This is a genomic window from Sinorhizobium sp. 7-81 (genome assembly GCF_030124405.1).
GTDB lineage: Bacteria > Pseudomonadota > Alphaproteobacteria > Rhizobiales > Rhizobiaceae > Sinorhizobium > Sinorhizobium psoraleae.
Window position 1 is genome coordinate 15,551 of the sequence record NZ_JASKLT010000010.1, and the last position, 21,383, is coordinate 36,933.

Annotated in this window: 19 protein-coding genes and 2 pseudogenes; 11 read left to right on the plus strand and 10 right to left on the minus strand. The window is 61.6% G+C overall.

Annotated features, from left to right (window positions below; all coding sequences use genetic code 11):
* Positions 1 to 63 precede the first annotated feature (63 nt).
* Genes QN224_RS25420 through QN224_RS25430 form a run of 3 tightly spaced genes read right to left on the minus strand, consistent with a single transcriptional unit; the run spans position 64 to position 5,523 of the window.
* Positions 64 to 3,327 (minus strand): error-prone DNA polymerase, encoded by a 3,264-nt coding sequence (locus QN224_RS25420; protein ID WP_283978890.1) that lies wholly within the window; start codon positions 3,325 to 3,327, stop codon positions 64 to 66.
* Positions 3,327 to 4,841 carry a DNA polymerase Y family protein gene (locus tag QN224_RS25425; protein WP_283978891.1) on the minus strand — a complete coding sequence of 505 codons (1,515 nt, stop codon included), beginning with the start codon at positions 4,839 to 4,841 and terminating at the stop codon, positions 3,327 to 3,329. Before QN224_RS25425 ends, QN224_RS25420 begins: the two co-directional genes overlap by 1 nt.
* On the minus strand, positions 4,762 to 5,523 hold the full coding sequence (locus tag QN224_RS25430) for an ImuA family protein (protein ID WP_283978978.1): 762 nt from the start codon (positions 5,521 to 5,523) through the stop codon (positions 4,762 to 4,764). The genes QN224_RS25425 and QN224_RS25430 overlap by 80 nt, the downstream gene beginning before the upstream one ends.
* A 172-nt stretch (positions 5,524 to 5,695) precedes the next feature.
* Here QN224_RS25430 and QN224_RS25435 point away from each other — a divergent pair, with 172 nt between their 5' ends.
* Entirely contained in the window at positions 5,696 to 5,956 is a 261-nt protein-coding gene (locus QN224_RS25435; RefSeq protein ID WP_283978892.1) for a hypothetical protein, read from the plus strand.
* A 3-nt stretch (positions 5,957 to 5,959) separates the two neighbouring features.
* The gene (dinB, locus tag QN224_RS25440; protein ID WP_173513996.1) at positions 5,960 to 7,051 is read left to right on the plus strand and encodes a DNA polymerase IV; all 1,092 of its coding nucleotides are present in this window, start codon (positions 5,960 to 5,962) and stop codon (positions 7,049 to 7,051) included.
* On the opposite strand, the pseudogene QN224_RS25445 reads toward dinB, so the two are convergent.
* Positions 7,048 to 7,209: pseudogene (locus QN224_RS25445) on the minus strand (SOS response-associated peptidase); the annotation flags it as partial. The gene dinB and the pseudogene QN224_RS25445 sit on opposite strands and share 4 nt — an antisense overlap.
* Positions 7,210 to 7,630: 421 nt before the next feature.
* Here QN224_RS25445 and QN224_RS25450 point away from each other — a divergent pair.
* Together QN224_RS25450 and QN224_RS25455 are read left to right on the plus strand one after the other, a co-directional pair.
* Complete coding sequence (locus QN224_RS25450; protein ID WP_283978893.1) at positions 7,631 to 8,617, plus strand: endonuclease/exonuclease/phosphatase family protein; 987 nt, start codon at positions 7,631 to 7,633, stop codon at positions 8,615 to 8,617.
* Positions 8,618 to 8,669: 52 nt separating this feature from the next.
* Positions 8,670 to 8,992, plus strand: a pseudogene (locus QN224_RS25455) (DJ-1/PfpI family protein); the annotation flags it as partial.
* Between the two features lie 62 nt (positions 8,993 to 9,054).
* Here QN224_RS25455 and QN224_RS25460 read toward each other — a convergent pair.
* From QN224_RS25460 to QN224_RS25475, 4 genes are read right to left on the minus strand one after another with little or no spacing between them, the layout of a single operon-like run.
* Entirely contained in the window at positions 9,055 to 10,242 is a 1,188-nt protein-coding gene (locus QN224_RS25460; protein ID WP_283978894.1) for a Xaa-Pro peptidase family protein, read from the minus strand.
* Between the two features lie 33 nt (positions 10,243 to 10,275).
* On the minus strand, positions 10,276 to 10,689 hold the full coding sequence (locus tag QN224_RS25465) for a cupin domain-containing protein (protein WP_283978895.1): 414 nt from the start codon (positions 10,687 to 10,689) through the stop codon (positions 10,276 to 10,278).
* A gap of 30 nt (positions 10,690 to 10,719) precedes the next feature.
* A complete protein-coding gene (locus QN224_RS25470) occupies positions 10,720 to 11,562 on the minus strand; it encodes a phosphoenolpyruvate hydrolase family protein (RefSeq protein ID WP_173514000.1) in 843 nt (280 codons plus the stop codon).
* On the minus strand, positions 11,531 to 12,769 hold the full coding sequence (locus tag QN224_RS25475) for a Tm-1-like ATP-binding domain-containing protein (protein WP_283978896.1): 1,239 nt from the start codon (positions 12,767 to 12,769) through the stop codon (positions 11,531 to 11,533). The genes QN224_RS25470 and QN224_RS25475 overlap by 32 nt, the downstream gene beginning before the upstream one ends.
* A gap of 105 nt (positions 12,770 to 12,874) precedes the next feature.
* Here QN224_RS25475 and QN224_RS25480 point away from each other — a divergent pair, with 105 nt between their 5' ends.
* The 7 genes from QN224_RS25480 to QN224_RS25510 all read left to right on the plus strand — a co-directional run bounded on the left by QN224_RS25480 (position 12,875) and on the right by QN224_RS25510 (position 19,577).
* Entirely contained in the window at positions 12,875 to 13,516 is a 642-nt protein-coding gene (locus QN224_RS25480; RefSeq protein ID WP_283978979.1) for a helix-turn-helix domain-containing protein, read from the plus strand.
* 346 nt (positions 13,517 to 13,862) lie between these two features.
* On the plus strand, positions 13,863 to 15,170 hold the full coding sequence (locus QN224_RS25485; protein ID WP_173514003.1) for an ABC transporter substrate-binding protein: 1,308 nt from the start codon (positions 13,863 to 13,865) through the stop codon (positions 15,168 to 15,170).
* Between the two features lie 158 nt (positions 15,171 to 15,328).
* Entirely contained in the window at positions 15,329 to 16,234 is a 906-nt protein-coding gene (locus tag QN224_RS25490; RefSeq protein ID WP_026616766.1) for a carbohydrate ABC transporter permease, read from the plus strand.
* A 1-nt stretch (position 16,235) separates the two neighbouring features.
* The gene (locus QN224_RS25495; RefSeq protein ID WP_283978897.1) at positions 16,236 to 17,195 is read left to right on the plus strand and encodes a carbohydrate ABC transporter permease; all 960 of its coding nucleotides are present in this window, start codon (positions 16,236 to 16,238) and stop codon (positions 17,193 to 17,195) included.
* Complete coding sequence (locus tag QN224_RS25500; RefSeq protein WP_085031456.1) at positions 17,192 to 17,395, plus strand: hypothetical protein; 204 nt, start codon at positions 17,192 to 17,194, stop codon at positions 17,393 to 17,395. Before QN224_RS25495 ends, QN224_RS25500 begins: the two co-directional genes overlap by 4 nt.
* Complete coding sequence (locus tag QN224_RS25505; RefSeq protein WP_173514006.1) at positions 17,392 to 18,501, plus strand: ABC transporter ATP-binding protein; 1,110 nt, start codon at positions 17,392 to 17,394, stop codon at positions 18,499 to 18,501. Before QN224_RS25500 ends, QN224_RS25505 begins: the two co-directional genes overlap by 4 nt.
* A complete protein-coding gene (locus QN224_RS25510) occupies positions 18,501 to 19,577 on the plus strand; it encodes an ABC transporter ATP-binding protein (protein ID WP_283978898.1) in 1,077 nt (358 codons plus the stop codon). The genes QN224_RS25505 and QN224_RS25510 overlap by 1 nt, the downstream gene beginning before the upstream one ends.
* A gap of 113 nt (positions 19,578 to 19,690) precedes the next feature.
* Here QN224_RS25510 and QN224_RS25515 read toward each other — a convergent pair whose 3' ends face one another.
* Together QN224_RS25515 and QN224_RS25520 are read right to left on the minus strand one after the other, a co-directional pair.
* Positions 19,691 to 20,665, minus strand: coding sequence for a hydroxyacid dehydrogenase (locus QN224_RS25515; protein ID WP_283978899.1), 975 nt, complete (start codon positions 20,663 to 20,665; stop codon positions 19,691 to 19,693).
* Between the two features lie 23 nt (positions 20,666 to 20,688).
* Positions 20,689 to 21,381 carry a FadR/GntR family transcriptional regulator gene (locus tag QN224_RS25520; RefSeq protein WP_026621795.1) on the minus strand — a complete coding sequence of 231 codons (693 nt, stop codon included), beginning with the start codon at positions 21,379 to 21,381 and terminating at the stop codon, positions 20,689 to 20,691.
* Positions 21,382 to 21,383: the final 2 nt, after the last annotated feature.

Sequence of the window (21,383 nt, forward strand, 5' to 3'; positions counted from 1 at the left end):
GAGCAGGCGCTCAAAGCTCTTGCCCACGTTGATGGTTGTCGCGACGACCAGTCAGCTGCCCACTCACTGAAAATTCCGGCTCTTGATCTTCAGATTGTCGATATGAAGATCCGGCACGAACATGTCCCTCGGCCGAACCCCTGGAGGCGTCTTTTCGCGGGAATCCGGACTTCCAGGGGAGCCGTGAGCGAACTCATCGCCGCGGCCACTCGCCGGCCGGAACGCTCCGTCGCGCTCGGCAAGGCTCGACAGATCGGCCGAGAGATCGAAGAGCTGCTGGGCGACGAGGTGAACCACCTCCCCTTCCCGCTGAATCCTGCCGTTGATCGCCATCATGCTGGCGCCGAGCACGACTCGGCGTGACCGCTCGAAGAGCTTCGGCCAGACGACGATATTGGCGACGCCGGTCTCGTCCTCGATGGTGATGAACATCACGCCCTTCGCCGACCCTGGGCGCTGGCGTACCAGCACCAGGCCGGCCGCCATCAGCCATTGCCCATCGCGCGCCGCCATCGCCTCGGCGCAGGTGACGATCCGGCGCTTAGTGAGGTCGTTCCGCAAGAAGCTCAGGGGGTGTCGCCGGAGCGTGAGGCCGGCATGACTGTAGTCCTCGAGGACGTTATGGCCGTCGGTCATCTGCCGCAGTTCGACCGCCGGCTCCTGCTGCTCGGCAATGGCCCGCGCCTCCCGTTCCGCGGCCGCGGTGAAGAGCGGAAGCGGTTCGTTGCGCAACGCCTTGATCGCCCAGAGCGCGTCGCGGCGCTCGAGACGCAATGACGGCAGGAAGGCATCGGCTTCGGCAAGTTCGACAAGGGAGGCGACCGGCACGCCCGACCGCCGCCACATGTCATCGACCGATGCGAAGCGTTCGTCGGCGCGAGCGGCGACAACGTGCGCCGCATCGGTGGTCGCCAATCCGCGCACAAGACGCATGCCGAGCCGCACGGCGTGCCGGTCCGTGCCCTCTATCGGCTCGAGCATGCAGTCCCAGCGCGATCGGTTGATGCAGATCGGACGGACCTCGACGCCGTGCTTGCGGGCATCGGCGACGATTTGCGCGGGAGCATAGAACCCCATCGGCTGTGAGTTCAGAAGCGCCGCGCAGAAGACGTCCGGGAAATGGAATTTCACGTAGTTGGAGGCATAGGCGATCAGCGCGAAGGGAGCTGCATGGCTTTCGGGAAATCCATAGGAGCCGAAACCTTCCAGCTGCGAAAATGTCTTTTCGGCGAATTCCGGCGTATAGCCGTTCCGGACCATCCCCGAGACAAGCTTGTCCTTGAACCTCGAGACGCCGCCGGTGAACTTGAAGGTCGCCATGGATTTCCGGAGCTGGTCGGCTTCGCCGCCGGTAAACCCCGCACAGACCATGGCAACTTTCATGGCGCTTTCCTGAAACAGTGGCACGCCCAGCGTCTTATGGAGGACTGCCTCCAACTCTGGCGTCGGATACTCAACCTTCTCCTTGCCTTCGCGCCGGCGAAGATAGGGATGGACCATATCGCCCTGGATCGGCCCGGGGCGGACGATCGCCACCTGGATGACGAGGTCGTAGAAAGTCCGCGGCTTCATGCGCGGCAGCATCGACATCTGCGCGCGGGATTCGATCTGGAAGGTGCCGAGCGTATCGGCCCTGCGGATCCTCGCATAGGTCGCCGGATCCTCCTGCGGGATGGTGGCCAGATCGAGATCCTGATGCTTGTGCTCGCGAATCAGCGCAAAGGCTTTGGCCATGCATGTTAACATTCCGAGCGCCAAGACATCGACCTTCATCATCTTGAGCGCTTCCACATCGTCCTTGTCCCATTCGATCACCTGGCGGTTGGCCATCGCAGCCGGTTCGATCGGCACGAGATGATCCAACCTGTCGTGGGTAAGGACGAACCCTCCGGGATGTTGGCCCAGATGCCGCGGCGCTCCCATTAGTTGCTGGGCAAGTTTCAAGGTCAAGGAGAGACGCCGGTCGTCAGGATTGAGGCCGAACTCGCGCACCTGCCGCTCACCGACTTCGTCCGACCAGGACCAGATGCCGGAGGAGAGCGCCTTGATCAGGTCCTCCGGCAGACCAAGTGCCTTGCCGACATCGCGAATTGCCCCCTTGGCGCGATAGCGGGTCACCGTCGAGCAGAGCGCCGCCTTGTCATGCCCATAGGTTTTGTAGATCCACTGGATGACTTCCTCGCGCCTCTCGTGCTCGAAGTCGACATCAATGTCCGGCGGCTCGTCGCGCTCCTGGGAGACAAACCGTTCGAACAGGAGATCGTTGGTCTCAGGATCGATCGAGGTGATGCCGAGCACATAGCAAACGGCGGAATTGGCCGCCGATCCCCTGCCCTGACAGAGAATGCCCTGGGAGCGCGCGAACCGCACAATGGAGAACACCGTCAGGAAGTAGGGCGCGTATTTCATCGTCTCAATGAGAGCGAGCTCATGACGGATTGTCTTCTCGACATGCGCCGGCAGCCCCTCAGGATACCGCGTCTTCACGCGCTCCCAGGTACAATGCTCCAGCGACTGCTGCGCTGTCAGGCCCGGGATCAGCGCCTCTTCGGGATACTGATAAACCAGCTCTTCCAACGAGAACCGGCAGCGCTCGACGATCTCCGTGGTCCTTGCCAGGGCTTCGGGGTAGCGGGGAAAGAGACGCGCCATCTCTTCCGGCGGCTTGAGGAAGCGATCCGCGTGCCGCTCGCGCTCAAAGCCGACATCGTCGATGGTCGTGCCGGTGCGGATGCAGGTGACGACGTCCTGCAGCTGCCGGCGGCCGTGCTCGTGAAACAGAACGTCGTTGGTGACCACTGTCTTCATCCGGTACTTTATCGCGAGGTTCGACAGCTCATGCAGTCGCAACTGATCGTTCGGACGGCGGCGAAGACAGAGAGAAACATAGGCACGGTCTCCAAAAACCTCCGCCATTTTCCGGAGCTGCACGGCGCAGATGTCGTCCGGCATATCCGGCACCAGAACGCCGATCAGGCCCTCCGAGTACAGCGCCACGTCATCAAGATGCAGGATGCAGTTCGCCTTCCCTCCCCTGCCCTTGCCGAGTGTCAGAAGTCGTGTCAGCCGCGAATAGGCGGCGCGATCGGTCGGATAGACGAGGATCGATATGCCATCCTGCAGATCGAGCCGGCAACCGACAACGAGCCGCAGGCCGGTGGCGCGCGACGCCTCCAGCGCCCGGACGATACCGGCCAGGCTATTGCGATCAACGATGCCGAGCGCTTCGATGCCCATCAGCCTTGCAGTCGCGAAGAGTTCTTCCGCCGAGCTTGCGCCCCTGAGGAACGACAAATGCGTGGTGACCTGAAGCTCAGCGTAGCGCATCACGCGAAGATCCCATGCATGAACCACTTATGCGAACCGGTTTCCGCATCGACGCCGTCGCCCGATCGGAATATCCAGAAGCGTTCGCCGGTATCATCCTCGACCACGAAGTAGTCGCGGACCGCGACCCATTCGGAGCTATGTTTCCACCACTCCCCGAAGATCCGCTCCGGACCATCGGCGCGCTTCACCCGGCGGCGCTTGCCGCGCCAGGTAAACGAGACCGGCGGATGATCCGGCAAAAGGGCAATCACTTCTATCGGTTCGGGACGCTCCAGAAGCCGCGGCGGCCTCGGCCAATTGAGCGGCCAGGTGGCGCCGTCCTCATCGGCCGTCGGCGCGATCCGCTGCACACTGCGCTCCGGGACGTCGCTTGCCACCGGCGCGACACGGAAAATCCGCTGGCCGCCGCGATTGCCGAGTACATCGATCAGCGGCGTCACGTCGGTTACCTGCTCTTCGATCAGCAATGACGCCGACTGTGTTTCGATGAGCGGCTCGGCGAGGGTGGCGGCGAGGCTGAGCTTCTCGATGCCGAAGCCGGGCTCGATCCTCTCAATGCGATCGCGGAAGAGTTTCGTCAGCCAGGCGATGTCGCGAACGGGCTTGGCCGTGCCAGCCCGGAGCGACTGAATGGTGTTGTCGACGCGGTGGACGATGAGGTCGGTGCGCCGCACGCCAAGCCCACGCTTCTCAAGTTCCAGGCAGAGCTGCCGCACCAGGCGGCTGACGTATTTGTCGATGGTTTCCGGTGCGCCGATCGGTTCGGCAAAGGACTTGTTCACCTCGACGAGGTCCGCCGGCCGGATCGGATCGATCGGCTCGGCGACGCGGCCGTACATCTGGTCGAGATGCCGCCCGACCTCCGGCCCGAAACGCAGGGTAAGCGGCGCCCGCGGTGTGGCAGCCAGATCGCCGACGGTGGCGAAGCCGAGCGTGCGGAGACTTGCGACGGTCTCGGCTGGCAGTCGCAGCGACGAGAGTGGCAGAGGGTTCACGGCCTTGTCGGTCTCGCCGCGGCCGACGATCACCGTCTCACGGCTGGTGGTACGGGCAAGCGCATGCGCCGCACCCCAGGTATCGGCGATCGCCGCATGGGCAGCGAGACCGCGGCCGCGGAAGCGGTTGATGAGGCCGGACAGCATCAATTCCTCTCCACCCTGGAGGTGATCGGCGCCTTCGGTCTCCATGACGATACCGTCGGGAGGATCCATGGCGACAACGGGAGAATATCGCGACAAGGCCCAGAGCGTCAGCCGTTCCAATGTGGCAAGGTCGGCCGCCGGATCGGCATCGATCACCACGAGCTCCTGGACCAGCGCCTGCGCCTTGGCGGCCGGCATGCCGACGCGAAGCCCGAGTTTGAGAGCTGCCCGATCGGCCGCCGCAACCCATCGCTTCGACCCGCTCCTGGCGATCACTACGAGAGGCTTGTCAGGAGAGAGCGAAGGATCGGCTCGTCTTATCCTGTCGGTCGGCAGTGTCGGAAGAAAGACAGATACGACCCTGGCCATCGCATGCTCCGATGATAAACTCTCCTCCCTCTCCTGCCCTGACCCGCATCAGTTCCGCCAACCATCGCGGCCGGCTAACGCCCGGTACGGGAAGCGGCTCCGACGGCAGCACCGATATCCGCCAACGGGTTGCCGCAGCCGTCGGCATGCCGAAGTCCGAAGCTTCCGTTTGGCGCCGCCAGCGGCGGATCACCAGGCCCAACGTCCCGGATTTTTCCGCCGCAAGCTGCAGCCGGCGCGAGGCGGTCATCGGCAGGCGCACCAGTTCGGCGACGACCGCGCCAAGGCCGCCATAGCGCAGCGCCTCCTCGAAGCTTGCGAGCACCGTGTCTTCCTTGTCGCACTCGACAAAGATGACGCGATCGGGATGAAGCCCGACCTGGGCGAGCGCCGGAAAAAAAAGATCGAAGCGCGTCAGGCACCAGACCACCTTGCCGGTCGTGCGGGCCGCGATGCCCCCGATGAAGAGTGCCGCCGCGGCGCCATCGATCGCGCCGTTTCCACCGCCGGCCACTTCGTGTAGCGCGCCATAGGCGAGCCCACCTCTCGGCAGCTGCGAATCGATCTCGCTGACCCCGAAGGGCAGAACGCTTGGCTGGCGCAGGCTGCCCCCTTCTAGGCTGGCGATTTTCTCGCGTAACTCGTCGAGGACTGCGTTCGAAGTGGCGACGGCGGTCATGATCTCCTTTACGGCAACCCGTTTTCGGCTTGAGAAGTAGGAACATGTTCTGTATTTGTTCTCAAAGCGAAAATGAGTCAATGCGCATGTGGCGCGCGGAAGTTGAGCGAAAGTGCCCGTCGAAGAAATTCGTTCAAGAGATTCAATCCGATGCCAGGTATAGGAATTTTTTCTCATGGCGGGAGGGGGACCTGTGAACGATCTGGGTCCGAGACTGAGGGATCATCGTGAGCGGATCATTGAATTCATCTGTCGGCCATGTCATCGCCACTGCGCGTTTGAGCGCAAGCTGTTAGTGAAAGCGTTTGGCGCCAACATGACCTTCGCTGTGATCCGCCGACGCATGGCAATGGGCTGCGAGCGCATGCAGACGCCGGAGGGTGACAAATGCGGCGCGCACTTCCCATGTTTGGTTGAGGGACCTGATGGAAGCTAGGCGATGACAAACGACGAAGGCAGCGAGCGACCGCGCAAGATCGTTCACATAGACATGGATGCCTTTTATGCATCGGTCGAGCAGCGCGACAATCCCGAGCTGCGGGGCCTGCCGGTTGCCGTCGGCTATCCTGCGGCCCGCGGCGTGGTGGCGGCCGCCAGCTACGAGGCACGCAAGTTCGGCGTTCATTCGGCGATGCCTTCGGTGACCGCCCAACGGAAGTGCCCCGACCTCATCTTCGTCAGACCGCGCTTTGATGTCTACAAGGCCGTCTCGTTGCAGATCCGCGCGATCTTCGCCGAATACACGCCGATGATCGAGCCACTCTCGCTCGACGAGGCCTATCTCGACGTCACCGAAAACTTGAAGGGCATGGAGATCGCCACCGAGATCGCCGCGGAAATCCGCGCTAAAATCAAAGCGACGACGGGCCTCAATGCGTCGGCCGGGATTTCCTACAACAAGTTCCTCGCCAAGATGGCATCCGACCTCAACAAACCCAATGGTCAGGCTGTCATTACGCCGAAGAACGGGCCGGCCTTCGTCGAGGCCCTCCCCGTCAAGAAATTCCACGGCGTTGGGCCGGCGACGGCCGAAAGGATGCATCGGCTGGGGATCGAGACAGGCGCCGACCTCAAGGAGAAGACGCTCGAGTTTCTGGTCGAACATTTCGGGAAATCGGGGCCATATTTCTATGGGATCGCCCGCGGCATCGACAATCGCCAGGTCAAACCGGACCGGGTGCGGAGATCCGTTGGCGCGGAAGACACGTTCTCTGAGGACATTCACTCCTACGAACCGGCGCGCGACGGTCTTCAGCCGTTGATGGAGAAGGTGTGGGCTTACTGCGGGGCCAATGAAATCGGCGCCAAGACCGTCACGCTCAAGGTCAAATATGCCGATTTCACCCAGATCACCCGCAGCAAGACGGTTACGGCACCTCTGCAAACGATCGGCGACCTCGAGGAGGTGGTCGGCCTGCTTCTCGCGGCGATCTTTCCGCCGCGCAAAGGCATACGCCTGCTCGGCGTCACGCTGTCATCGCTGGAACGGCAGACCTCTGGAGTGGCGCCGCAGTTGCGGCTAGCGCTTTAGACCGCCAGCATCGGCTGGGCTGGATCATTCGAGTGGCGTTTGATCCGGAAGTTCCCGCTGGCAACGGACGGAGGATTTCGTCCTCAGGCACAAGTCCGTTGAGCCAAGCCATGCGTAAGATCGCGTGTCAGCACCGCCATCTGCCGGTCGTGAAACGGGTCGAGAGCAGGCCTCCAGCCAGGCTGAACCGAACTACCTCTGAGGGGTAGTCTAAGCGGCTATCACGCGATCCTGGCGAGTGCGAATATCGCGGCCAGGCCCTCAAGAACTCTTGCGCAGATTAGCAAATTGTAATTCACTCCCTTCGATCAACTTTGAGGCGAGGGAGACGTCGTGATCCGGTATCTGGCAGCATGCCTTTTTGTTCTGCTCGGATCCGCCGAGGCCCTGGCGAGCCAGATTGCCATCGCCACCTGGAACCTCGGCTGGCACATGGACCTGGAGACCGCCAAGCACTGGATCGGCGAATGTTCGAAGAACTATGTCGAAGATCCCGCGACTGGCAAATTCAAGCCGTCCCAGGAGGCGGGTTTCAAGCCGGGATGGGACATCGACGCCTTCAAGGTCGAGGGCTGGGACGTGACCCGCTTTCCGGTCTGCAGCGTTTACTTCGCCGGCGGCGCGGTTCGCGTCAATCTCGATGCCTACCGAAAGCGGCAGGAGCAAATCGCGAATTTCATCTCACGGTCCCTTCCTGCAGACATCATCGCCTTCCAAGAGGTCAGCGGCGAGCAGTCAGTCAGGGAAGTACTGCCGAATGGCGGTGTTAACTACGATTTCTGCCCCGTGACGGGTTACAAGGTGCAGCGCCTGGTCATCGCCTGGAAGAAAACGCTGGGCGAAACGGTGTCCTGCGCCATCGAGGATGCGCTCAGCCTGCCCGCGAATCCCGACGACAAGCGGCCGCGGCCGGGTCTTGCGGCCACGCTCAAAATTGACGGGAAACTGCTTCGCATCATGGATGTCCACCTCAAGTCGAGTTGTGTGTCGCCCTTCGACGGCGGAAACCTCGAGGGATCGGGCAAAGACTGCACGATCCTGCAGCAACAGATCGATCCGCTCGAAAGTTGGGTTGAACGCGCGGCGGCCGATGGAGCCAAGATTGTTCTGCTAGGCGATTTCAACCGCAACCTGTGGCATGAGCTGCGCGACCAGCGACCGGCCAGGACCGACGCGAGCGGAACCTCGACGCAGCGGCCGGCGGGCGTGCTGTCCCGGTCGCTCATAGAAGAAATCGCCGACGGTCAGCCAGCGGCCGCCAATCTCAAGGTTCTCGACGAGCACTGCCAGATCAGCGATGCCGGACAGGCACTCTGCGCCCAGGCCGACATCCGCGATCTGACCACGCCGGAGACGCAGCTGCTCGCCTCGGACAACTATCTCGGATGCCGCAATCCAGTGGGGCTTGACCACATCCTTGTCGGCCCGGGGATCAACAGCAACGGCCCGGCCGAGCATCTGAGCATTGGAAACCTTGGCGGCAACAAAGCCGGCACCCCGAACGGGAAAGACCAGGTCCTGGCTATTTCAGATCACTGCCCTATGATGGTCCGGCTGAATTTTTGATCGGAGTTCAGACCGCCGCCAGCCCGTGGCATTGAAATCTCCTTCCAATTTTAAAGGCCGCGAATACATCCGCACCGACAAACGCGTGCAGGCAATCGTGCGGCACTTCCACGAAGAGCAGAAGCCGATCTTCACGATCTGCCACGGCGTACAAATTCTGATCGCCGTCGAGGGCGTTGTGGTGGCAAGAAGGTCGGCGCTCTCGACGCCTGCGAGCCGGAAGTCACGCCGGCAGGTGGCACCTATATCGACCTCTCCCCCACCGAGGCTTATGTCGACGGCACGATGGTATCGGCAAAGGGCTGGACAACCTTGCCGCCTTCATGCGGGAGTGCCTTAAAGGTTCTCGGCACCGAGATCTACCACAATAAATAGACTGCGAGCCCGGCACACGATCGTGCGCCGGGCTCCGTCTTTCGGCAGGAATTCGCCGCCCGCTATACCGCCCCGGGGTTCCAGCCGCGCCCTCTGTTGCCGAACATCTCATACCCGTCCTTAGTGATGGCGAGCGTGTCCTCGAGCTTGATGAAACCGCGCTTCGGGTGAAGCATCGTCGTCTCGACGGAAATGACCATGCCTGCCTCCAGGGGGCGATCCGCGTCCACGCCTTCATAGGCGACCGGATGGTTGGTCATCAGGAATGGTGCTTCGTGGCTGATGAGACCCATGCCGTGGCAGAAGAAGTCGGTAAAGGCGGCCGAAGGCGAGCTTTTCAAAACCTCTTCCGCCGCCGCAATCATTTCGCGGCCTGCAACCCCGGCCTTGGTTCTGGTGAAGGCCGCCTGTTGAATCGAATCGACTTCAGCTAACAGGTCCTCGAGCTCAGAATCAGGCTCGCCGAGCACGCCCATGCGGCAAAGGTCACCGATATAGCCGTGATAGTTGCCGCCCGAATCGATCGAAAGCACCTCGCCCTTCGCCCACGCCTGCGGCGAGGCCGCACGGTTGTGACTGGCGCCGAGGGTCAGCAGGCAATACTCGAATTGCAGCCCGCGATTGGTCTCTTCTCGCCTGAGGCGTTCAATGATCTCCGCCTTGGTGGATCCCTCCCGTGCCGCCGCGATGGTGGCGAGCATGGAATCGGTGATCAGTTCGGACGCAAGCTTGAGTTTTTCCAGCTCCTGCGGCGTCTTGATAGCGCGCAGTCGCTCGAGCGTGTGCGTCGCGTCCACGAAACGCGCACCTTCAAGACGAGAAGCCAGCACATCCCGCGCATCGGAGGGCAGGAAGGGCGGCTCGATGCCGATGCGAGCACGCGCGTTACCGATCTTCTTCAGGTGCTCGACGGCAAGTGCTGCAGCGTCGAGCGTACCCCAGGTCGCCGTATGGACGGCGGGTGTCCAGAACGGGTTGTTCTGGTGCTCACCTCCCTCCATGCGGTTGCCAACATAGGCTGAGTGATCGGGTGAGCCCTTCTCATAAACGACGATCGGCAGATAGCGGCTGTGGCCGATCGCATCCATTGCGGCGAAGAAGATGAACTTGTAGCCCCCGAGCAGGTACTGCGTGTTGTGCTTGGAGGTGGCGAGCAGCACGTCGATACCCGCCTCCTCCATTAGTCTGTCGAGTTTAGCCGCATCGAAAGGCGGTTCCACCGCCCGCGCTTCGCTTGGATTGATGTTCATGGGTTTTCTCCCAGAGGCCGTTGCCGTGCGCCTTCAGGTACCAGGCGAAACTAATCGGAAATCCGGCAGGTCGCGAAGCGCTCGCTCGGGGCCGGCCGGCGAATAGACGACGAAGAGCTGCATCGGGCCGGATCCCGTGTTCTTCGTCGAGTGGAACCGGCTTTCCGGTACATAGACGGTGCAACCAGGCCCAACCTTATGTGTCACCGGATTGCCGTTCTCGTCCTCCACCATTTGTTCGCCCTCGCCCGAGATGACGAAGATGATCTCCTCAGAGCCGGGATGATTGTGACGTGCATGCCCCTCGCCGCTCGGCAAGTCCACCACACCACCCGAGAAGCGCTCCGCCCCGTTCACCTCGGGCGCGACCGTCAGTGCGAGGCGACCCCAGTCGAAGCCGAAGCTGTCGACATCCTTCGGGTAGAGAAAATATTTGTCCTTTGCCATGCCGCGGCCTCCTCCCGCATCTTGCCCGCTTTAGACCACCGTTCTGATGGCCAGCGCCTTGAAATCTTCCGTCTGCTTGCGGATCGCCACCTCGGCAGGCAGGCGTTCCATGGAACTTGCGCCATAAAAGCCATTGCAGCCCGGGCAACGATCCAGGATGTAGCGTGCATCCTCCGGCATCGAGATCGGCCCACCGTGGCAGAGCACGATAACGTCCTTCCGCACCGAGCATGCGGCGTTCGCGATCGCGTCGATTTCCCTCACGCAGTCGTCGAGCGACATCGCGGAAGTGGCGCCGATCGCGCCGCCCGTGGTAACGCCCATATGAGCGACGACGATATCGGCACCGGCCTTGGCCATCGCGATCGCCTCTTCCTCATTGAAGACATAGGGTGTCGTCAGCAGGTCGAGTCGGTGGGCCTCGGCGATCATGTCCACCTCAAGACCGTAGCCCATCCCGGTCTCCTCGAAGCTCCGCCGCATCCGTCCGTCGAAGAGGCCAATGGTCGGGAAATTCTGTACGCCGGAAAAGCCCATCGCCTTCAGTTCCGTGAGAAATTGCGGCATGAAAACGAATGGGTCAGTGCCATTGACGCCGGCGAGTACCGGTGTCGCCTTGACGACCGGCAGGACCTCCAAGGCCATTTCCTTCACGATCTCGTTGGCATTTCCATAGGCGAGCAGACCGGCCGCCGAGCCGCGGCCCGCCATTCGGTAACGGCCGGAATTGTAGATGATGATGAGATCGATGCCGCCCGCCTCTTCGGCCTTGGCCGAAATCCCCGTTCCGGCCCCACCGCCGATGATCGGCTTGCCGGCGGCGATCATGCCGTGGAGCTTTTCAAGTATGGTCTTGCGGGGGATTACTGGCATCGGTGTCTCTTTCAGGGTTGGCGATATCTCGGTAGGCGGCGACTGCGGCCTCGGCGAACTGCGGATCGTTGATGTGGAGCGGAAGCCGTTCGATGCGGCGCGCGTCGGTTCTTTCGACGGTGGCTTCCAGTGCCTCGAAGAGCGCTGCATCCGCCGCAGGATCGAAGAAGGCGCCGCCCTCGATATCGAGCGCCGACACGCCTCTCTCCGGGATCAGGAACCGGAGAGGGCCCTTGCAGAGGTTCAGCTTTGCGCCAATCCACCTTCCGATCGCGGCGCACTCCTCCGGAGTCGTGCGCATGAGCGTGACGTTCGGGTTGTGGCGGTATAAGAGCCGGCCGGCATAACGCTCCGGCACCGTCTCGGGAGCCCAGAAATTTACCATATCCAACGCCCCGACGGAGCCGACATAGGGCAATTCGGTGCGAGCAATTGCGCCGAAACGATCCTCAGTCGCCGGCAGAACGCCGCCGAAGAGGAAATCGCAGACCTCCGTCGTGGTGATGTCTAACACGCTCGAAAGAAGCCCGCTGTCTGCAAGCTTCTCCATCGTGCGTCCGCCGGTGCCCGTGGCGTGAAAGACCATACAGTCATGGTCGGCCTTGAGTCGTTCGACGATGGCAGTCACACAGGGCGTCGTCACGCCGAACATGGTAAGGCCGAGAGCGGGCTTCGAGGCCAATTCCTTCACCGGCCGGTTGGCCATGGCGGTAATCGCTTCGGCCGCGTTTTGCAGGATCACGCGGCTCAGGCGGTTCAGCCCGGCCATGTCCGTGACCGACGGCATCATAATGATATCGGAGACGTCGACATAAGGTGCTACGTCGCCGGACGCGAGCGTCGAGACCATGACCTTCGGCAGCCCGAGCGGCAACCTGCGCATGCCGGCGGTGATGATTGATGTGCCGCCCCCACCACCAATGCCCACCACGCCGACGACGTCTTCGCGTTCGGGAAGGAACCGCGCGAAGGCCTCGCTCATTGCGGCGACAGCCGTCCCCCGGTCGTCGCCCGAAAACACCGCGGCGGCACCGTCCGGATGCGCGGCGGCCACGGTTTCGGCGGAGATGCCGACCGCAATGGTGGGGCGACGCGTGCCGACATCGACTAGAACGGGCTCGCCGCCCGCTGCCTCGACGCGGGACGCAAGATAAGCGAGTTCCTCCCCCTTCGTGTCGGCCGTGCCGACGACGTAGATGTGCTTCATCTCTCCTCCCTGGCGGCTCTGGCCCTCCTCTGCCTTGAAAAGCCGCCTCATGCCGACCGGTTTGCCGGCTCTTGCAAAATTATGAGATGTGCGTATCATAAAGATATGGATGTCTCACGTCAACAGAACGAATCCGCCGCACGCGCCGAGCGCGGTCCCCGGGCCCGCACACGCAAACTCATGCTGGAGACCTCCACACGGCTGATGCAGTCCGGTATCACGCCCTCAGTCAGTGAGGTCGCGGAAGCCGCCGAAGTTTCGCGCGCCACGGCCTATCGCTACTTTCCGAGCCAGGCGGCGCTGGTTCATGCGGTGGTGGACGAGGCGCTCGGCCCGATCCTCGATTGGCGCTCCGAAGCACCCGATGCGCTCACCCGCGTCGCCGATCTGTTGGCCACGGCCATGCCGCGCATCGACGAATTCGAGGCGACCTTTAAGGCGGCGCTCAAGCTCTCGCTTGACCAGTGGGCGCAGCGCCAGGCCGGCACTCTTGGTAATGAACCACAGCTCACGCGCGGCCACCGCGTCGAACTCCTGCGACAGGTCACTGTGCCGCTCGAGGGCAAGCTGTCCGCCCAAGCCCGTGAGCAGCTCGCTCAGGCCCTCTCGCTGGTTTTTGGTGTCGAGGTGCTGGTCGTGCTCAAGGATATTTGGGGCCTCTCGGCCGAACGCGCGCAGTCCGTTGCAGAATGGGCGGCGGCAGCCTTGGTTGAGGCGGCGATTCGGGAGGGTCAAACCGCGGCATGATATCGGCCCCTCTCGCCCACAGGAAACTGGTTTGACCAATTCGAATGATACGCATGGATGGCGGCTCTTGGACAGGTCTTCCCAAATTGAAATGCGGTAAAGCATGCCAACTTAAAGTCCGTATGATCTCGGCCTTGCGAGCGGTGATCCGGGGCAGAAGGCAACGAAATAGGGACCTTGACGCTCGTTAGCTTTGGTAATACCAGATTGGTACTGCGGCCCATTGGGCTTGAGATCAGGCACAAGGGTCGAGGAGGACCCGCCGCAGAAGCGCCAACCAGGAGGATTTGATAGGCGGACCGCCCGCCGCAAGGCGGGTATTGTGCATAAAAGGGGAGGAAATATTATGCGCAAGACAGTGGCCGGCCTGATGGCCGGTATCGGTTTCATGTTTGCCTGCGGGACATCCGCGCAATCGCAAGAACTGACGATTTTCTGGGCCGAATGGGACCCGGCAAACTATCTCCAGGAGCTTGTAAACGAATACGAGGCCGAGACCGGCGTGAAGGTCACGGTCGAAACGACCCCTTGGGCGGACTTTCAGACGAAGGCCTTTACCGAATTCAACGCAAAGGGCTCGGCCTATGACATGGTCGTCGGCGACTCCCAGTGGATCGGGGCCGCATCGGAGGCCGGCCACTACGTCGACCTCACCGAGTTCTTCAATAAGCACAAGCTAAACGAGGTGATGGCTCCTGCCACGGTGAAGTACTACTCGGAGTATCCCGCGAACTCCGGCAAGTACTGGTCGATCCCGGCCGAGGGCGACGCGGTCGGTTGGTCCTACCGCAAGGATTGGTTCGAGGACCCGAAGGAGATGGAAGCCTTCAAGGCGAAGTATGGCTATGACCTCGCCCCGCCGAAGGATTGGAAGCAGTTGCGCGACATCGCCGAGTTCTTCCATCGTCCGGACCAGAAACGGTACGGCATCGCGATCTACACCGATAACTCCTATGACGGTCTCGTAATGGGTGTAGAGAACGCCATCTTCTCTTTCGGCGGAGAACTCGGCGACTACAGCACCTACAAGGTCGACGGGATCATCAACTCGGAGAAGAACGTCAAGGCTCTGGAGACCTACCGCGAGCTCTACGGCTTCACGCCTCCGGGCTGGGCGAAGAGCTTTTTCGTCGAGAACAACCAGGCAATCACCGAGAACCTGGCAGCGATGAGCATGAACTACTTCGCCTTCTTCCCAGCGCTGGTCAACGAAGCCTCGAACCCGAATGCGAAGGTAACCGGCTTCTTCGCCAACCCGGCCGGCCCGGATGGCCACCAGTATGCCGCACTCGGCGGCCAAGGCATTTCCATCGTCTCCTATTCCGAAAACAAGGATGAGGCGATGAAATTCCTCGAGTGGTTCATCAAGGATGAGACGCAGAAGCGCTGGGCCGAGCTCGGCGGTTACACGGCAAGCGCCAAGGTCCTGGAATCGGAAGAGTTCCAGAACGCGACGCCCTACAACAAGGCCTTCTATGAGACGATGTTCAAGGTGAAGGACTTCTGGGCAACGCCCGAATATGCCGAGCTGCTGATCCAGATGAACCAGCGCATCTACCCCTATGTGACCGCCGGCCAGGGGACGGCAAAGGAGGCGCTCGATGCTCTCTCTGAGGACTGGAACGCGACCTTCAAGAAGTACGGCCGCCACTAACGGGTGATGAGACCTCGCGGGAGGGAGCCCGGCTCCCTCCCCTTTTCTTCAACTCTGCACCGAATGGTGCTCGCGCGGACGCGACGTCAGCGTTCAGGCAATGCGCAACAGGACGCCGCAAGTGCGCCTAAGCGCTGGGCTCTCGGAGGAGGAGCACATTGGCCACCGTGGTTATGACATCGCTGGATTCGAAGTCGCGCGCTGCTTCGCGGGGCTTGAGCGACATCAAAATTCGCAATCTTTTCATTATTCCGACGATCCTGTTCCTGATCGTCTTCAACATCTTCCCGTTGATCTACTCGCTCGGCTATTCTTTCACCGACTTTCGTGCTTCGACGAACGCGCCGGCCACCTTCGTCGGCCTGCAGAATTATCGGGAACTGCTAAACGACCCCTTCATCTGGGCGAACTTCGCGATTACGGCGAAATACGTGATCGTGTCGGTTACCGGTCAGGTTGTCGTCGGTTTCGGCACGGCGATGCTGCTCAACCGCGAGATTCCGTTCAAGGGTCTGATCACGACACTGCTTCTGCTGCCGATGATGCTGTCGATGGCGGTGGTCGGGCTCTTCTGGAAGCTGCTCTACGATCCATCCTTCGGCATCATCAACTACGCGCTCGGCCTCGGTTCTTTCGAGTGGCTGGCGAATCCCGACATGGCACTCTACGCTGTCGCCATCACCGACATCTGGATGTGGTCACCTTTCGTGATGCTGCTCTCGCTCGCCGGTCTCTCGGCCGTACCGAGGCACCTTTACGAGGCGGCGGCCATTGATCGCGCGGGACCGTTCTATACCTTCTTCCGCATCACCCTGCCGCTGGTGGCACCGATACTCATGATCGCGATCATCTTCCGCACGATGGAGGCTTTCAAGACTTTCGACCTCGCCTATATCCTCACGAGCCAGCCGACCACGGAAGTGATCTCTATCCGCCTCTACAAGATGGCGTTTCAGGAATGGCAGACCGGGCGATCCTGCGCACTCGCCTACATAGTTCTAATCATGGTGCTCGCGATCACCAACATCTACGTCAAATATCTCAACAGGGTGAAGGAGCGCTGAGATGGCGGCCGTCCAAACTCGCTCCGAGCGCGCGCTGAATCGGGTGGCGATCGCCGCCGTGCTCGTCATCACCCTGCTCTTCCTCGCACCGATCTACTGGATCACCTCTACGGCCTTCAAACCGCGCAACCTCGCGACGACAATCCCCCCAACGGTCATCTTCGAGCCGGAGATCTCGCCGTTCGTCAAGCTCTTCACCAAGCGCTCTCAGCTGCGGGCAGCACCGGAGCCCGAAGACTATGCTGCCGCTCCGTGGTGGGAACGGCTGGTCTTCGACGGGGGTGAAAAGGTCGTGCGCTCGGGACGCGGTGAGGTGCAGTTATCCGGCTATCCCAACCGCTTCATGAATTCGCTGATCGTGGCGATCAGCTCTACGGTGCTCGCCGTCGGCATGGGTACCTTCACGGCCTACGGTTTCTCGCGCTTCAAAATGAAGGGCGAAGCGGATCTTTTGTTCTTCATTTTATCGACACGCATGCTCCCGCCCGTGGTCGTGGCAATCCCCATGTTCCTAATGTACCGGGCCGTCGGGCTGAACGACACCCACTGGGGTCTTATCATCCTCTACACCGCCTTCAATCTCTCCTTCTCGGTCTGGCTGATGAAGGGCTTCATTGACGAAATTCCGAAGGAATATGAGGAAGCGGCACTTGTCGACGGCTACACGCGCCTGGAAGCCTTCTTCAAGATCGTGCTGCCAGAGGCCGCCACAGGCATCGCCGCGACCGCCGTCTTTTGCTTCATCACAGCGTGGAACGAGTATGCTTTCGCTCTGATCATGACGAACCGGCGCGCGCAAACGGCACCGCCCTTCATCCCAAGCCAGGTCGGCTCCGGCCTTCCGGATTGGACAGTCATCGCCGCAGGGACCTTCCTGTTCCTGCTACCGGTCGCCATCTTCACCTTCCTGCTCAGGAATCATCTCCTGCGCGGCATGAGTTTCGGAGCGATCCGCAAATGACGTTTCGTGCCATAAACCAGAAGTACCTCGAGCCAGGCTCACAGCTCCTGATGATATTCGGCATCATTGCGCTGTGCCAACCGTGGAACCTGTTCCTCCACCGCTACGGACTGACGATGACGTTAGTCGGGCTGATTGCCTTCATGATCACGTCGAAGGTCCCGCCGGAACAGAAAGCTGACGAGAGCAGGAATCCATGACGCAGATTGAATTGCGCGGCATTGAGAAGCACTTTGGTGCCGTTCAGGTCATCAAGAACCTCAATCTCGCGATCGCTGACAACGAGTTCATTGTTCTGCTTGGCCAGTCCGGCTGCGGCAAGACGACGACTCTACGCGCGATCGCCGGGCTCGAAACGATCGATGAAGGCGACATCCTCATAGACGGTCGGCCGGTGCAGCACATAAAGGCCTCGCACCGGGACATCGCCTTTGTGTTCCAGTCCTTCTCGCTCTACCCGCACATGACAGTCTTCGAGAATATCGCCTTCCCGCTCCGCGCCACGCGCGGCAACCGTACGGATATCGAGCGGGAGGTTCAGGCGGTAGCAAAAACGCTGCAGATCACCCACCTGCTCGCAAAAAGGCCGTCCGCTCTCTCAGGCGGAGACATGCAGCGCGTGGCGATCGGCCGGGCACTCGTCCGGCGCCCCAAGGCGATGCTCATGGATGAGCCGATCGGCGCGCTTGACGCGAAGCTCCGCGAAGAGATGCGCGCCGAGATCAAGCGGCTTCACATCAAACAGGGCTCGACCACGATCTACGTAACCCATGACCAGGTCGAAGCCATGTCCCTCGCCGATCGTATTGTTGTCATGCACGAAGGCGTGCTGCAGCAAGTCGGCAGCCCTCACGAGGTCTACGCTCGTCCTGCCAACATGTTCGTCGCGCAATTCGTCGGGAGTCCGGTCATGAATATGGCTGAAGTGACGGTTTCCGAGGACGCGGGGCATGCGCGTGTGCTGGTCCGAGGTGCTCCAACCGCCGTCGATTTTCCGCCCAGTCTCACGGCCCAGCTCGCTGCCGCTGGGGCCAAAAACGGCAAGCTCACCCTCGGCGTGCGACCGGAAGGGGTTCTCGTTTCACGGGAAGCACGTGAGGGCTTCGTGCCCGTCGAGGCCCATATCATCGAACCGCTCGGCTCGCATGACATCATAGACCTGCAGATTGGCGCCCAGATGTTGCGTGCAAGGACGAAAAGTGGCTTCGTACCCAGGCCCGGCGAGGCCGTCTGGGCTCGGATAAATCCGGCGCAGGCGCATTTCTTCGACAGCTCGACCGGCACATCTTTCGGGATTAGGCTCTGATGGCGCATATCGAACTCAAAGGTATCACCAAGACCTTCGGAACCCACACGGCCCTGAAGGATCTCAGTTTCGAAATTGCCGACGGAGAGTTTTTCGTGCTGCTCGGCGAGACGGGCGCCGGCAAGACGACGACGCTTAGGCTGATTGCCGGGCTCGAAAATCCAACGGGCGGACAAATCTTCATCGACGGTGAGGATGTCGCCGCCTGGGGCGCCGCCGAGCGCGACGTGGCGCTTGTGCTGCAGCAGTATTCCCTTTACCCGCGCTATACGGTCCGCGAGAACCTCGAATTCCCACTCAAAGCTCGCATCCGGCGTGTCGAACCGGCCGAGATCAAAGAGCGTGTCGCCCGCGCCGCGAGGACGCTCCGCATTGAGCATCTGCTCGACCGCAAGACGGACCGCCTATCGGGTGGCGAGATGCAGCGCGTTTCCATCGGCCGGGCTATCGTGCGCAAGCCGCGCGTCTTTCTGATGGACGAGCCCCTTTCCGCCCTCGACGCCAAACTGCGTGAGGCGTTGCGTACTGAGCTCAAGAACCTTCAGATGAATCTCGGGGCAACCTTCCTCTTCGTCACCCACGATCAGATCGAAGCCATGTCGATGGGCGACAAGATCGGCGTACTCAACAACGGTCAGCTCGTTCAGACCGGCACGCCGCAGGAGATCTATCGCAATCCGGTCAACACTTTCGTTGCACGCGCCGTTGGCTCGCCGCCGATGAACCTGATCTCGGGGAGGCTTGCGGGCAGCGAGGCTATCGCGGACGAGGGCTACCGATTGCCTTTTGACGCGGCGTTCGGCACTGCGGTGGACGGAAGGCCCCTCACCTTCGGCATCCGCCCTGAAGATCTTTTCCTCGAAAGCGGCGCACCCGGCGAAGCCCGCGTGCACGACGTCGAGAATCATGGCGTCGAGAAGATCGTCACGCTTCGCACAGGCAACCATTTCTTGCAGGCGACAGTGCCGGCCCAGACCGACCTTGGGATCGAGGAGGCTGTTCGCTTCTCCTGGAATCCGGAAAAGGTCGTGCTCTTCGACGGCGGAAGCGGGATAAGCCTGCGCCACGCTGGCTGAGTCATCGACGACCAAAACTGCTTCCATCCGGGGTCGTGACTTCCAGTCCGTTTGCCTGTCATTCATATGGCCACGCAGGATGTGTCCATCCGGAATTCGCGAAATCCCGATGCCTAAGCCGGGAAGCGCCGCCGATAGTGTTCGACGACCTCAGGGTTGCGGAGATTAATGGGCAACCCGCCTTTCAAGATGCGGATGGCTTCGGCCGCAGCGCCCGTTCCCATGCGCATCATGCTTTCCTCGGTGATGCCGGCGAGGTGAGGCGTCACGATCACGTTGTCCAGCCGGAAGTAAGGATGCTCGAGCGGTAGGGGCTGTGTTGAGAACACGTCGAGGGACGCGCCGCCGATACGGCCCGCCTCCAGTGCCTCGATCAACGCTGCGTCATCCACGACGGGGCCGCGCGACACGTTGACGAGGATCGCGCCGGGCTTCATGCGCGCAATCCGCTCACGGCTCAAGAGCCCGGTCGTCCCAGGCGTGAGCGGGCAACAGAGAACGACGATATCCGCCGTCGAAACCAGGTCGTCGACCGAGAGAAAGCGCACACCGTCGGGCAGGCTTTCCGGCGAGCGGCTGTTGGCAACGATCTCCAGCCCAAACCCGTACTTCGCGATCCGGAAGACCGCCTTTCCCACATTGCCCATGCCGATGATGCCCATGGTGCGGCCGGCGAGGTCGAGTGCTCGATCGGAGTGAGCTCGCCCAGCACTCCACCCGCGACTTCTGAGGTCGCGGTCCATGGGACGGAACTGGCGCAGCAGCGCAAGCGTCACCATGATGACGTGTTCCGCTACAGTCGGCGCATTGACGGCCGGTACGTTGGCGATCAGCACGCCGGCGGCCGTGGCAGCGTCGTAGGGAATCATGTCGAGCCCGGCGCCGTGCCTGACTGCCGCCCGCAGGGCCGATGCTTCTTCGAAGAAGGCGGGCGGGATCGGCGCGCGCACGATGACAATCTCCGCGCCCTCGCCTTCATGGAGCAAGGTTTCGGGATCGAGGGCGGACGCTAGCCGCAGATCACCCGCCGCCTTCAACATGGCCTCTGCCTGGGGATGCAGGGGATGGGTCGAGAAAATGAAACTCATCGTCCTCCTCATTGTCGACCGGGCTACTCCGCGGCTGTCGCAGGCCCGCCGATGAGGCCCTTCCAGTAGCTTTCCGCGCCCTGCAGATGCGCATTCATCAAAGCTTGGGCGAGATTGCCGTCGCGTGCGAGCAGCGCCTCGTAGATACGGATGTGCTCCTCGTGCGAGCGGCGGCTGCGGGCGATATCAGCGAAGTAGATGGGCAGCCGCTGTTCGCCCATCGTGTAGTAAACGCTGCAGACGCGGTGAAACACACTGTTCTTCGTCGCCCGGACGATCTCCAGATGAAAATCCCTGTCCTCGCGCGCGAGGCCCTCGCCTGCAGCGATCTTCGCCTCGGAAGCGGCGAGAATCTCGCGCAGGCGTTCATAGTTCTCCTCCGTCGCCCGCGCGCAGGCGAGTTCCGCCGCCTTGATCTCGTGGATCTTGCGGAGCTCCACCGTTTCGTAGATCACGATCGGGTCCAGTGGCACGCCAGCACGCGCGAAGAGTGCGATCGCCTCGACGCTCGCCTCCGTCGTCGTCAGATAGATACCCGACTTCGCCCGGCGCTCCACAATGCGCATGGCTTCCAGGATTGCCAGAGCCTCCCGGAGCTGCCCCCGGCTAACGGCGAAGTGCTCGGCGAGCTCTCGCTCCGATGGCGTTCGCCCATTGCTGCTCGAAGTCGTAAATAGATGGGCCGCCAGATCGGAAAGCAGATTGTTTTCTTTCATGG